This window comes from Sphingomonas sp. JC676 (assembly GCF_014489075.1).
In the GTDB taxonomy this organism is placed as follows: domain Bacteria; phylum Pseudomonadota; class Alphaproteobacteria; order Sphingomonadales; family Sphingomonadaceae; genus Sphingomonas.
On the sequence record NZ_JACTGR010000001.1, the window covers coordinates 952,924 to 966,610 of the forward strand.

The window sequence follows — 13,687 nt, forward strand, 5'->3', positions numbered from 1 at the left end:
TGGCGCAGTAGCTTTTGCCATGAGTCAGTATCCCGCGCTTCGCCTCCGCCGCACCCGTGCAGCCGCCTGGAGTCGGCGGATGTTCGCCGAGAATGTGCTCACGCCCGCCGACCTGATCTGGCCGTTGTTCGTTACCGAAAGCGAGGTCGAGGAACCGATCGCGTCGCTGCCCGGCGTCTCGCGCTGGTCGCTGGGGCAGATCGTCGAGCGGGCGCGCGAAGCCCGCGACCTGGGCATTCCTTGCCTCGCGCTCTTCCCCAACACACCGCGCGAACTGCGCACCGACGATGGACGCGAGGCGCTCAACCCAGACAATCTGATGTGCCGCGCGATCCGCGCGATCAAGGACGCGGTTCCCGATATCGGCGTGCTGACCGACGTCGCACTCGATCCCTATACCAGCCATGGCCATGACGGGCTGGTCGATGGTGCCGGCTACGTGCTCAACGACACCACCGCGGAGATCCTCACCCAGCAGGCACTGGTCCAGGCGCAGGCCGGCGCCGACATCGTCGCACCGAGCGACATGATGGACGGCCGCGTCGGGCTGATCCGCTCCGCGCTCGAGGCCGATGGGCACGTCAACGTCCAGATCATGGCCTATGCCGCCAAATATGCCTCGGGCTTTTACGGCCCGTTCCGCGACGCGGTCGGCTCGCGCGGACTGCTGAAGGGCGACAAGAAGACCTACCAGATGGACCCGGCCAATGCCGAGGAAGCGCTGCGCGAGGTCGCGCTCGATCTCGCCGAGGGCGCGGACAGCGTGATGGTCAAGCCGGGCCTGCCCTATCTCGATATCATACTTCGTGTGAAGAACGCTTTCGAAGTTCCGGTATTCGCGTACCAGGTGTCTGGCGAATATGCGATGATCGAGGCCGCCGCCGCTGCCGGGGCGGGAGATCGCGATGCGCTGGTGATGGAGACGCTGATGGCGTTCAAGCGCGCAGGCTGCTCGGGCGTGCTCACCTATCACGCGCCCCATGCCGCACGCCTGATGGGCGCGTGATCCGGACCGAACGCCTGATCCTGCGGCCGTGGCGCGAGGCGGACAAGCCGCCGTTCCACGCGCTCGCCAATACGCCGCGCATGATGGAGCATTTCGGCGGCCCGGTGTCGCGCGCGAAGCATGACGCGATCATCGACAAGCAGATCGCCCAGCAGCAGCGTTTCGGCCATTGCATGTGGGCGGTCGAGAAGCTGAACGGCGGCGCGCTCGCCGGCGTGTGCGGGGTGCGGATCGGCGGCCATCCCGATACCCCGGTGCCCGAGGAGCTCGAGATCGGCTGGCGGATCGGTGAGAGGCACTGGGGGCAGGGCATCGCCCGCGAAGCAGCCGAGGCCAGCCTGGCCTGGGGCTGGGCCAACACCGATCGCCCGCGCATCGCCGCGTGGACGACCGCGAGCAACGCGCGATCCTGGGGCCTGATGGAGCGATTGGGGATGCGCCGCCGCGCGGATCTCGACTTCCACCACCCCGAATATCCCGTGGGCGACCCGTTCGGCGCAATGATCGTCTATACGATCGACAGACCCGCATGATTGAGACCGAACGCTTGCTCCTGCGGCCCTGGACTGCTGACGACCGACGCGCTTTGGGTGACCTGGTCAATACACCCGCCATGACGGCGCACTTGGGCGGCGTGCGATCGGAAACGGAGATCGACGCGATGCTCGAGCGACGCCTGCGCGACCAGGCGCGCCATGGCCATTGTTATTGGGCCGCCGAACTACGCGGGGAGGGCACGCTTATCGGAAGCTGCGGCATCCGACTCGCCGACGACTATCCCGGCGCGCCCGTCGAGGGGATGCCGGAGATCGGATGGCGGGTCGGCGAACGCTATTGGGGACAGGGTTTCGCGCGCGAAGCCGCGGAGGCGAGCATCGCATGGGGCTGGGCCAATCTCGCCGCAGACGCCATCGGCGCCTGGACCACGGCCCGCAACAAGGCGTCCTGGGGCCTGATGCGGCGCTTGGGCATGGAACGCCGCGACGATCTCGATTTTCACCATCCGCGTTATGCCGCTGACGATATGACCGGCGCGATGGTTGTGTATCTACTGGAGCGCCCGCAATGATCGAGACCGAACGCCTGATCTTGCGCCGCTGGAAGGACAGCGACCGCCAGGCCTTTCACGCCATGTGCACCGATCCACGCGTGATGAAGTTCCTGGGGCCGCTCCAGACCCGTGCGGAAACCGACGCGGCGATCGACCGGCAGAACGGCTTTCTCGACAGCCATGGCTATTGCTTCTGGGCGGTCGAACGACGCGAGGACGGCGCGTTCATCGGATTTTGCGGCCTCAAGCCCGGCGCCGAGGACACGCCGATCGAAAGCGAGATCGAGATCGGCTGGCGCCTCGCCCATGACCAATGGGGCAGGGGCTATGCCCGCGAGGCGGCACAGGCGAGCCTCGACTGGGGCTGGGCGAGCACCGACGCGCCTGCGATCGCGGCGATCACCACCACGAACAATGTGCGAAGCTGGGGGCTGATGGAGCGGCTGGGCATGGTCCGCGCGCCCGAGGACGATTTCGACCACCCCAAAGCGATCGAATCGCTGCGGCCACACATCACTTATCGTATCGCGCGTCCGCGAGGTTAAGCCTGCGGCAAGCAAGCCGGGCTAAGCCGGCCCCTGGGGAGGAATTGCACATGGCGGACGAGATGACAGCCGAAGCGCCGCCGTCAGGCGGGCGCCACTGGCTGTTCGTCGTTGCGATCCTTTCCGGATCGTTCCTGCTGTTCCTCGTCCAACCGATGGTCGCGCGAATGGCATTGCCCAAGCTCGGCGGCGCGCCTGCGGTGTGGAACTCGGCGATGCTCGTCTATCAGGCGCTGCTGCTGGGCGGCTATGCCTATGCGCATTGGCTCGGGCGTGTCCCGCCCCGGATGCAGGCGGCGATCCATATCGGTGTGCTGCTTGTCGCTGCGATCTGGCTGCCGATCGGGCTGACGCAGATGGAACTCCCCGCCAATGCCGAGCCCGCGATCTGGGTGCCGTGGCTGTTCGGCGCCTCGATCGGCCCCTTGTTCTTCGCGATTTCGGCCCAGGCGCCGCTGCTTCAGCGTTGGTACAGCGTCGCGACCGGCGGGCGCGATCCCTATGCCCTCTATGCCGCCTCTAACATTGGCAGCTTCGGCGGCCTCATTGCCTATCCGCTGATCGTCGAGCCCTGGCTGGCGCTGAAGGGCCAGAGCCTGCTCTGGACCGGCGGCTATGTGCTCGTCGTGCTGCTCGTCGCCGGCTGCGCGACGATGCTGCCGCGCAAGGTTGCGGGTACGCCCCATGTCCGCCACGAAAGCCCGGCGCCGGGCTGGCGCAGGGTCGCGCTTTGGGTGACCCTCGCCTTCGTCCCTTCAGGCCTGATGCTGGCGACGACGACCTTCCTTACCACCGATATCGTCGCGGTGCCGATGCTGTGGGTGCTGCCGCTCGGCCTCTATCTGCTGAGTTTCTCGGTCGCTTTCCGCGACAGTCGCACGCTGCCCGATCTGCTGGCCAAGTTCGCGCCGGTGACGATCCTGTTGTTCGGCGCGACGCTGATCGCTGGGCATCAGAAACTCGCGTACATGAACGCGCTGATCGGACTGCTGCTGCTGTTTATGGTCGCGGTGGCACTGCATGCCCGCATGTATCAGCTCCGGCCCGCGCCGGACCGGCTGACCGGCTTCTATCTGGCGATGTCGGTCGGCGGCGTGCTCGGCGGCGTGTTCTCCGCGCTGCTCGCGCCGATCCTATTCGACTGGACCTATGAATATCCGTTGCTGATCCTCGCGGCAGGGGCGCTGGTCCCCCAGGCGTTCCTGTTCCCGTCTCTGGCGCGGCTATGGAGCGGTACGGGCCAGGTGCTGCGGATCAAGATATTGGCGACGGCGCTGATCGTCGCACTGCTGGTGCTGATCGGCCTGGTCAACCCGGGCGACGCGCTGGGCGAGATGCACGTCCAGATCCTGTTCTTGTTCGTCGTCGCGGTCGGCCTGATCGCAACAGGCAAGCGCGTGCCGTATATGATTGCGCTGGTCGGGGCGCTGTTCCTGTTCGGCGGATATAATTCGATACAGCTGACGCTCGCCGGCGATCGGACGCGCAGCTATTTCGGCGTCTATACCGTCACCGACAGCCCTAGCGAGCGCCGGCTGGCGCACGGCACGACGCTCCACGGCATCCAGCTCAAGGGCGCACGTTCGCGGCTGCCGACCACTTATTATGTCGCCGGGTCGGGCGTGGGCCGCGCGATGCAGGCGGCGCCCTTATTCTACGGAGCCGCGGCGCGGATCGGCGTGGTCGGCCTGGGGACGGGGACGCTCGCCTGCTACGCACAGCCGGGCCAGGCCTGGCGCTTCTTCGAGATCGATCCGGCGGTGGTCAACATCTCGCGCGATTCGGGCCGATTCACCTTCCTGCGGCAATGCGCGCCCCAGGCCGAGATCGCGGTGGGCGATGCGCGGCTGCGGCTCGCCGAAATGCAACCCGCGAGCTTCGACCTGCTGGCGCTCGACGCCTTCTCGTCGGACGCGGTGCCGATGCATTTGATGACCGCACAGGCCTTCGGGACTTATGGCCGGGTGCTCGCGCCAAACGGCTTGCTGCTGGTCCATATCTCGAACCGATTCCTCGCGCTTGGGCCGGTCGTCTCGGCGGCGGCGCGCGGTGGCGGCTGGCATGCCGCGCGGTTGGTCTATCATCCGTCAGCACTCGAAGAGCAGGACGAGGGCAGCATTTCCGACTGGATCGCCCTCAGCCGCGACAAGGGCACGCTGGATCGCCTCGTGGCCCGGGGCGGCGGCTGGGAGCCGCTGGCGGACTATCCCGGCTTTACCGGTTGGACCGACGATTATGCCTCGGTGCTGGCAGTGATGCGTGCCTTCCACCCGTCGCTGGAGCGCGACTAGCCTGCGAGCGCGGCTTCCAGGCCCTTGGCACGGTCTTCTTGCGCCGCCTGCATCGCCTCGGCGGCGGTGATCGCCGAATCGACGGCGGGATAGGGCGGCTGCCCGGCCTTGCCGCGTTCGATCGCGAGTTCCTCGAGATCGGCGATGGCGTTGGCCAGCGGCGCCCGGAAGCCGTCAAGCACGCTCAGCGCCGCCTGGGCGTCGAGCCAGCGCTCTGAACCTTCAGGCACGCCGCGCGCGACGGCGATCTTCGCCTCGGCATCGCGGGCAGCAGCCGTGAAGCGGGTATTGGCGGCGTCGAGGGTCGTGATGATCTCTGCGATTCGCGCGTCCAGCGCCGCGTCGGGCGTCGCCACGGGGATCGGCCGCACGGGCTCGGTAAACCCCGTCTGCTCCACCGGACGGGGCAGGAGCGAGGGATAGCGGGTCGTGGCTTGGGTGCAGCCCGCAAGGATAATCACGGGCACGAAAAAGAGGCTGCGCATGCCGGCTGCTCTATGCTTGTGGAAAAGGTGGTGCAACGGGCTTGCGCTCCCCGCCAAGCGCTTCTATGAGCCCACCTCCATTGCGCGCCCGTAGCTCAGCTGGATAGAGCATCAGACTACGAATCTGAGGGTCGGACGTTCGAATCGTTCCGGGCGCGCCAATAAAAAACCCCGCTAGGCCCAACGGCTTGGCGGGGTTTTTATGTTTTCGGCTCCGAAGACGTTTCGACGTCTGCTGCGCAAGCCAGTCCCCGAAGACATCCCTTGCAATGTAGGATTTCAAATGTTCTTCTTTTGTTCGCGAAATGGTTCGCGTCAAAATAAGGAGAGCACCATGACATGCGCACACCTGAAATGGTGGGAACTCGCCTCGATCGTTTGATCTCGGCCAGTCGCTCAGTCTGGAATCACTAGGCCGTCACGCAAAGGTGTCGCGTTTGCATTGGCGCTGACATCAGAGGGTCACATGACGGGCACGCTCGGCTCACCCGATTCTGGCTGTGCCAGCGTGATTCCGCTCGTCCATTTTTAAAGGAATTGATCGATGAAGATGCTCGTAAGGGCAGGGGCGTTGCTGTGCGCGCTCGAATGCCTGACGCCGAACGTCGCGTTCGCGCAAACCGAATCCCCTGGAACGATCAGTAACATCGGCAACGTCCGCCAGGTTGCCATCACGACCGGCGATCTGGGGGATACCGCCGCACCGGTCAGCGATACCAACGGCCTGCCGGTGAAATGCGTCTCTGGCTGCGGTGATGCTTCAGCCGCGCTGCAGAACACGCTGAATGGCTATGTCGACGGCCTTGAAGCCGGCATCGGCACACCGATCGACGGAGCGTATACCGGTTCGGGCTCCGCCAGCATGGTCGCGATCCTCAAGGGGATCTACAATTCCTCGGTCGATACGACGCCCGTCGCGGTCACCCAGTCGGGCAGTTGGACGCTTGGCGGCATCAGCGGGACGATCAGCCTGCCTACCGGCGCCGCGACGGCCGCGAACCAAACTGCGCTCAACGCGCTGTTCCCGACCTCGCTGGGCCCGAAATCCAACTCCGGATCGCTAGCCGTGGTCGCGTCCAAGAGCGCGACCGGGACGGGCACGACTACGCCCGCCTCGGCATCGGCGGTGAAAGTGCTGAACGCCAATGCTGCACGCAGCGGCTGTTCGATCGTCAATGATTCCACATCGAACGCCAGGATCAATCTGGGGACCACCGTCTCGACGACGCTTTTCACGGCGGAGATGCTGGGATCGACCACCGCACCCCACGCGCAATTCATCTGCCCCAGCGATTGGACCGGCGAAGTCTGGATGATCTGGGACACTGCGACCGGAAACGCTCGCGCCAATGAAAGGACCCCGTGACATGCGCAGCATGCTAGCAATTCTCGCATTCGTGCTGCCGCTGAGTGCGGCGGCCCAGACGGTCGTACAACCACCGGCGACGAACACGAGCCCGGTGCCGATCTATACCGTCAGCAATTATTACCCGTCGATGATGGTGACGGTGGCCGGTGGCCAGGTAATGCCAGTCGGAAATCTGCGCCTTTCGCCTCTCGTCATTTCGCGTCCGATCACGATCGACAACCTTGCGGTATATCTCGGAACCGCGGCGAGCGGGGGTAGTGCCAGGCTCCACCTGTGGTCGGCTTCAAGCGGCGGGCGGCCGACCGGAACATCGATCAACTGCACGATTTCGACGGGCACGGTTGGTTTCAAAAGCTGCAACCTCAGCAGCGCAGTCTCCATCACCACGCGCGGCGTCTATTGGGTCGGAATCGAGGTCGATTCTGCCGCTGGCGGCACGGCAGCGTTCCAGACTTACGCCGGCACGATCAATACGCCGACCTATATCTACGGTTTCGCCAGCACGTTGAGCATCGGCAGCAGTTCGCAGGGAAAAGTCGGACTCAGTTGGAATCATCCTTACGCCAATACGCCTGACATCACCGGCGCCACGCTCGTCGAATATGGCAGCTCGAGCGACGCGCTGATCTATTATCATGTGAGCAGCATCCCATGACCATCCGAATGATCGCGGCCTTTGCGCTGCTTATCCTCGCTTGCTTCGCCTCCCCAGTGGAGGCGCAGCATTTCCGCATCAAAATTGGCTCAGCCAGCAGCAGCGCACCCGCAGCGATGACGCTAGTCGCTGGGAATGATTGGACCGGTGTCGCGGATAGCGGCAATAGCGGCGGGCCGTTGACCGAAAGCGCGACCCAGATCGGCAGCTTCCCGCAAAAGGCGATCGCGCGCTTCGCCGAGCCCGAGAAGATGTGGATCGACTCGACCGATCACACGATCGGCTTGGGCGCGTATCTCGACACCGGCATCGCCTATGTCGACTTCACGCTTGAGGGCAACACTGTGCGTGTGACCGCGCCGACGTACAATGCCCGGCTCGATATGTGGCTCTACAACGTCCGACTACGGGCACCGCCCGGCAAATCCGGCGAGGCGATACTCTATGCCCGCGTCGTGCCGAACAGCGGCTATGAGCGCCTGGTCAAGCTCCCCGTTACGCTCGACACCAACGGTCTGAACGCTCCCCAATATCTCTATGTCTCGCCGAGCGGCAGCAACACCGCCCCGGCGAACAACCCTTGCACCAATCCGACGCAGCGTTGCCAGACCCTCACCTATGCGTTCTCGAAGGTCGTTAGCCCGACAGCCCGCTACGTCATCAAGATGGCGGCGGGGACCTATAACGAGGATAATACCTCTAGCGCGTTCACCAATTCCGGCCGCATGACGCTAGTCGAACCGGACGACGGCCTTACCCCCGATCAGGTTGTCATCAGCCGCAGCGATCGGCGCATCTTTCTCGGTACCTGGACCATGCGGATCGCCAATGCGCGCTTCCGCAACCTAACGATCGACCAATCGAAGATTCAGGCGATCACCGGGGGCGACGCCAACAATCACCCCTATGGCGGAAACTACGTTTTCGATCATGTGCGGTTCATCGACAGCAACGGCTTGGACGGCCGCGTCATCGACGGGTACAGCGCTGGCTATTGGTCGGCGAACGGGCCGGACGGGCTCAATCAGCAATTCTTTATTGCGAATGTGGTACCGTTCAATCAGTTCAACGTCATAGAAAGTACGGGTGACGGCCCACATTTCACTGGCGCCAATCTGTATCGCAACTCCAGCTATACGAACAGCGCGGACGGGCTTACCTTCACCGCATCGCCGCCGAACGTCTTCGGTCTGACTTTTGACCAGACGGTGACCGAATTTCATTCGGCTAAGGCTTATGAGGGGATTGTCAGAGTCGCAGAGAACGCCGACGTGCCGGGCGGACAGGCGGTTGTCTGGGATGGCGTTTCGCGCACCACGATCTATCTCGCCCCCTATGCCGCGCCCGACACGATCACCATGGCGTCGGGGAGCCTGAGCGCGCTTTTCAGTGCCGCGCCGCGACTCGTCAACGGCCAGCGGTTCACCTTTACGGACGGGTGCGCGGTCGGCGAAACCTACACTGTCAAACACACCAACCTGTTCAACCAATATGCGCTTCCCGGCACCACCGCGCCCGGATCGCTCCCGATCACCATGGCAACGCCCGCGTCCTGCAATATCAGCGGCGCGCACTACAAGATTTGGCCACAGCTCGCCACTGGCACCGTACAACCCAACCACTCAATGCGCGTGCTGACCGGTGCGCTGGCAGGCGGCGGTACCGACTGCGATTCAGGCCAGTGCGCTTACCCGATCAATAGTGGTGGGACGGTCGGCATCAGCGCCGCGGACGTGCTCGCCAGCCGGATCACCGTGTTGGGCGATCTCCGCGCGCTGGTCCCTGGCGACAAGCTATTTCCCTATCTCACCTTCCACGCCGACGCCTTTCAACAGCTCGGAATCGAGAGCCTGACTTCCCAAAACGAAAACGTCTTCGTCTATAAGTACAAGGCCGTCGGGCTGACTTTTCAGCCGATGTTCAATCAGACGAACAACCTCCCCCGACCACATGCCGGGACGATCACGACCAGCGACGTCAACTACACCGTCTCGGTGCCCGATCTCGCGACCGTGACCGCCTATATCAACGGCACTCGGATGAACGTCACGGACATAACCGGGACGATCGCGATCGGGCAGCTTGTCAACTATTCGGGCGCGCCCGCTAGCCTGACCGTCTCGGACGGCTCCTATGCGAAGTTCAACGGGCAAATTTCCGGTACGACCCTGACCGTTAACAGCGTGACGCCAGGAACGGCGCTCGCGATCGGCCAGTTGGTCAATTATCCGGGGGCGCCCGCCGAACTGCATATCACGGCGGGCAGCGGCACCACCTGGACGCTGGATCAGGATGCCGGCACCGTCTCCGCTCAGGAGATGTTCTCGAATAACTGGACGCTGAGCCAAAACCTCGGGACCGTCACCAGCCGCACTATGCACACCCTGATCATGCCGAAGATCAGGGCCAAGGACATGATCCAGCTCGCGGCGTCACCCCTGTGGTATCGTCGTGTAGCTACGGCCGATTGCGCCACCTTCGGCGTGTGCACGGGGACCCTCACGGAAGCGTTCGATAGCAATGTCGCCAGCGCGACCTATTTCGCTCCCGGCGCGCTCAAGGACGTGGCGATCATCAACGCCATCATTGCGAACACCAGCAACCTGGCGTTTTATTCGCAGTTCCAGGGCGGTGCGATCAACTTCAATGTGGTCAATTCGACCATCCTCGCCGGCGATCCGGCAACCGGCACCTCGTCGGGCGGGAAATTCGTTTTCCGGACGGGCAACGGTACCGGATTCGGACTCGACGGCTTCTACGTCCGTGACTCGATCATTCAGGGCAACAGCTACGACGGGATGCCGGTAACGAACGCCTCGCCCTGGTCGGCCGGCACCTTCCCGCAACAGGGCTTCGGCCGGAATGGCAACGGCGCGAACGACAATAATCATTGGATCAGGACTACCGATCCCGGGTTCAATGGCGGCACGAACGCAAGCACCGGCATCGTTTCCGGGCTTACCTTCGCAAATGGCTATTGGGCACCGACCTGGAGCGGCCGGACGATCGCGACGGCGCGGTGGCCGGTCGACATCAACAATCATGTCCGCGCGACCGGCGATCGCGTTGGGGCGGTAGCAAAGGCACCTTGACGGAACTCTGACCTGCCCCCAATCCGATGCAAACATGGTATTGCAGGTAGATAGAGGGAGTATCTAATCAATTAGATACGAGCAATGGAGGCCCGGAGGAGAACTCCTCCGGGCCTTCGCTATCTGGATCCGTGAGAAGCGCGACCGCGGGCGGCAGGCGCGTGATGAGCGCAACCGGGGCGGCTCAGGTGCGTCAATTTTTCCTTCGACATGGATTGGCTATTGCAGTGGCCCCGCTAAGGCGGGCGGCATGCTGCACGATGCCAACCTCACCGCCGAGCGGTCCACCTTCGTCACCCATCTCGAATGCTCGATGACCGGCGAGCGCTATGAGGCCGACCGGCTTCACGGCCTGTCGCGCGTCGCGCGGCCACTGCTGGTGCGCTACGACCTGGAAGGCGTGCGCGGCGCACTGACCAGGGAAAAGCTGGCAGGGCGCCCCGCCGACCTGTGGCGCTATCGCGAACTGCTCCCGGTCCGCCACGCGCATAACATCGTCAGCCTAGGGGAGAACGCCACGCCGATCATCCCGCTCGACAAGATCGGTCGGGAGAAGGGCGCCGCCAATCTGTTGGTCAAGGACGAGGGGCGGCTCCCCACCGGCTCCTTCAAGGCACGCGGGCTGGTGATGGCTATCTCCATGGCCAAGGAACTGGGCGTCACGACGATCGCGATGCCGACCAACGGCAATGCTGGCGCCGCAGCGGCCGCCTATGCGACCCGGGTGGGGATCGAATCGGTGATCTTCTGTCCCGCCGACACGCCCGAGATCAACGTCCGCGAGATCGCCGCCCAGGGCGCGCGCGTCTACCGCGTCAACGGCCTGATCGACGATTGCGGCAAGCTGGTCGGGCAGGGCGCGAAGGAGCGTGGATGGTTCGACCTGTCGACGCTCAAGGAACCCTATCGAATCGAGGGCAAGAAGACGATGGGCCTCGAGCTCGCCGAGCAGCTCGACTGGCAGCTTCCCGACGTGATCTTCTATCCCACCGGCGGCGGCACCGGGCTGATTGGCATGTGGAAGGCCTTTGCCGAGATGGAGGCTTTGGGCTGGATCGGCTCGAAGCGCCCGAAAATGATCGCGGTGCAGGCCGAGGGCTGCGCGCCGATGGTCCGAGCGTTCGAAGCCGGCGAGCGCCACGCGACGCGCTGGGAGAATGCCCATACCGTCGCGGCGGGCATCCGCGTGCCCCAGGCGGTGGGCGACTTCCTGATCCTCGATGCGGTGCGCGAAAGCGGCGGCATCGCGATGGCGGTGAGCGACGCGGCGATCGTCCAGGCGGTCGACGATGCCGCGCGGCACGACGGGCTGCTGCTCTGTCCCGAAGGCGGTGCGACGCTGGCGGCATGGCGCGCGGCGGTCGATCGTGGCTTGGTCTCGCCCGACGAGCGCGCGGTGTTGTTCAACTGCGCGACCGGCCTCAAATACCCGATGGCCGATCAGTCGCGCACGCTCGACAAGGACGGCCCGATCGACTGGGCCGCGCTCTAGTTTCCAGTGCTCCTGCGAAAGCAGGAGCCCAGTGCCGCAAGCGGGGCGTTCGTTACCCTGGACCCCTGCTTTCGCTGGGGAACGGTTTCGATCTACTTCCCCAAAGCCCCGATCAGAACCTTCATATTCTCGATATAGGTGCCGGTGGAAATCCCGATCACCGGGTGATCGGTGTTGTACGGCGAGGTGTCGCTCGCATCGCCGACATGGGTCATGCTGAAATCGCCCGAAGGCGGCGTGGCGGAGCCGTCGCCGATATAGGGGTTGCTCGTCGCCTTGAGCTCGGTCGGCCACCAGCCTTGGGCGTTGAGCGTCTTCACCAGCGTCGTGGTGTCGCGCTTGCCCTTTTCGGTATTCAGATCCGACGTCGCGAAGTCCTCGACCAGGAAATAGCGGGACAGGGCATGCGCCGGGCCGGGCGTCAGCGGTGAATCCTTGGCGATGACGGCGGGATCCGATGCCTTCAGCGTCTCATATTCCTTGCGCAGCGCCGGCACGTTGATCGCGCGGGTCGATCCATAATGCTGTATCGTCTTCTCGGGATCATAATCGACATAATATTCGCCGTTGACGACGTTCGAGCCGCGGCGATGGACGTAGAGCGGGCGGTTCGTGCCGATCTCGATGAAGGTCGGATAGGCGCGGCCGTTCTTGACCTTGTCCGCCGGCAGCTTGACCGATTCGAGCCAGTCGAGCGCCTCGGGGATGCGCGCCAGGAACTTCTTGTCGCCGGTCAGCCGGTAGAAGCGCATCAGCTGCCGGATGTTGGACGCGGTGGTGTGTGTCACCAGCGCGGTCGGCTCATAGGTGCGCGCGCCGATCGGCTTGAGATCGAGCGTATATTGCAGCCCCCAGCCGGCTTGGGGCGCGGCCTGCTGCGTGACGATGAAGACGTTCATCGCGCGGATGATCGCGTCATACACCTTCTGGTCGCCGCCCAGCGCCTGGTAGCAATAGAGCAGGAACTGGATGTTCTCGCCCGCGACGTCGTCGTTGAAGGTGATGAGGCTGGTGTAATCCGGCTTGCCATGATGGCTGAATTCGCTCTTCAGCGGAAAGCGCTGCGGCCAGCCGCCGATCGGATACTGGCTCTCCAGCACGAAGTTCAGCGCCTTTTTGAGCGCCGGTAGATACCGGGGATCGTGCTTCTCGACATAGAGCCGCAGCAGGAACTGCATGCTCTCCGACGTACCGGCATCGTCGAAGGTCGCGTTACCCCAGTAATGCTGGAATTCCTCGAGCCGCCAAGCGTTCTTGCCGATCGTCTCGTACCAGCGCTTGGTCGATGCCTCGCCGCCGAAATCGCCGAAATAATGCCAGCCCCCATTGTCCTGCTGGATCGCGACCAGCGCATCGGCGGCCTTTTCGGCAGCCTGGAGGTAATAGTCGTCGCCGGTCGCGTGATAGGCGTCGAGGAACAGGTGGCCCATCGTCGCCGTCCCCGGCGGCTGGACCCAGATCATCGTCGGATAGGCTTCCATCTCGCCCCAGCGGCGCGACATGTCGGGGAGATAGGACCAGACATAGCCGCCATTGTTGGCGACCTTCTCGACCATGAAGCGCGTCGCGCGCTTCATCGTGTCCTCGATCCTTTTCTTGTCCTGCGCCGCTGCCGGCTGGGCCATCGCCAGCAGCGCAAGCGCCGCGAACAGCCAAGCCAGGGCCCTTTGAAGTGCCGACCGCATTCCTCGCCTCCGTCGA

At 64.1% G+C, this 13,687-nt stretch carries 11 protein-coding genes and 1 tRNA gene; 10 read left to right on the plus strand and 2 right to left on the minus strand.

Translation table 11 applies throughout. The features are described from left to right. The first annotated feature begins 19 nt into the window (after positions 1-19). From hemB to IAG41_RS04475, 5 genes are read left to right on the plus strand one after another with little or no spacing between them, the layout of a single operon-like run. A complete protein-coding gene (gene hemB / locus IAG41_RS04455; RefSeq protein ID WP_187727341.1) occupies positions 20-1,006 on the plus strand; it encodes a porphobilinogen synthase in 987 nt (328 codons plus the stop codon). Next, positions 1,003-1,539 carry a GNAT family N-acetyltransferase gene (locus IAG41_RS04460; RefSeq protein WP_187727342.1) on the plus strand — a complete coding sequence of 179 codons (537 nt, stop codon included), beginning with the start codon at positions 1,003-1,005 and terminating at the stop codon, positions 1,537-1,539. Before hemB ends, IAG41_RS04460 begins: the two co-directional genes overlap by 4 nt. After that, positions 1,536-2,075, plus strand: a complete 540-nt coding sequence (locus IAG41_RS04465; RefSeq protein WP_187727343.1) for a GNAT family N-acetyltransferase — start codon at positions 1,536-1,538, stop codon at positions 2,073-2,075. Before IAG41_RS04460 ends, IAG41_RS04465 begins: the two co-directional genes overlap by 4 nt. Beyond that, positions 2,072-2,602 (plus strand): GNAT family N-acetyltransferase, encoded by a 531-nt coding sequence (locus IAG41_RS04470; protein WP_187727344.1) that lies wholly within the window; start codon positions 2,072-2,074, stop codon positions 2,600-2,602. The genes IAG41_RS04465 and IAG41_RS04470 overlap by 4 nt, the downstream gene beginning before the upstream one ends. A 50-nt stretch (positions 2,603-2,652) precedes the next feature. Further along, positions 2,653-4,893 (plus strand): fused MFS/spermidine synthase, encoded by a 2,241-nt coding sequence (locus IAG41_RS04475; protein ID WP_262408440.1) that lies wholly within the window; start codon positions 2,653-2,655, stop codon positions 4,891-4,893. Here IAG41_RS04475 and IAG41_RS04480 read toward each other — a convergent pair. Beyond that, a complete protein-coding gene (locus IAG41_RS04480) occupies positions 4,890-5,378 on the minus strand; it encodes a hypothetical protein (protein WP_187727345.1) in 489 nt (162 codons plus the stop codon). The two genes, IAG41_RS04475 and IAG41_RS04480, sit on opposite strands and share 4 nt — an antisense overlap. Before the next feature lie 84 nt (positions 5,379-5,462). Between IAG41_RS04480 and IAG41_RS04485 the strand changes: the two genes are divergently transcribed. From IAG41_RS04485 to IAG41_RS04505, 5 genes are all read left to right on the plus strand, one after another. Further along, positions 5,463-5,539: transfer RNA gene (locus IAG41_RS04485), tRNA-Arg, on the plus strand. 383 nt (positions 5,540-5,922) lie between these two features. After that, positions 5,923-6,744 (plus strand): hypothetical protein, encoded by an 822-nt coding sequence (locus IAG41_RS04490; RefSeq protein WP_187727346.1) that lies wholly within the window; start codon positions 5,923-5,925, stop codon positions 6,742-6,744. A 1-nt stretch (position 6,745) separates the two neighbouring features. After that, the gene (locus IAG41_RS04495) at positions 6,746-7,402 is read left to right on the plus strand and encodes a hypothetical protein (protein ID WP_187727347.1); all 657 of its coding nucleotides are present in this window, start codon (positions 6,746-6,748) and stop codon (positions 7,400-7,402) included. After that, positions 7,399-10,494: a hypothetical protein gene (locus IAG41_RS04500; protein ID WP_187727348.1), complete on the plus strand. Its 3,096-nt coding sequence runs from the start codon at positions 7,399-7,401 to the stop codon at positions 10,492-10,494. The genes IAG41_RS04495 and IAG41_RS04500 overlap by 4 nt, the downstream gene beginning before the upstream one ends. Positions 10,495-10,744: 250 nt before the next feature. After that, positions 10,745-11,986, plus strand: coding sequence for a threonine synthase (locus IAG41_RS04505; RefSeq protein ID WP_187727349.1), 1,242 nt, complete (start codon positions 10,745-10,747; stop codon positions 11,984-11,986). Positions 11,987-12,078: 92 nt separating this feature from the next. Here the strand turns inward: IAG41_RS04505 and IAG41_RS04510 are convergent, their stop codons facing one another. Further along, a complete protein-coding gene (locus tag IAG41_RS04510) occupies positions 12,079-13,671 on the minus strand; it encodes a pectate lyase (RefSeq protein ID WP_187727350.1) in 1,593 nt (530 codons plus the stop codon). Positions 13,672-13,687: the final 16 nt, after the last annotated feature.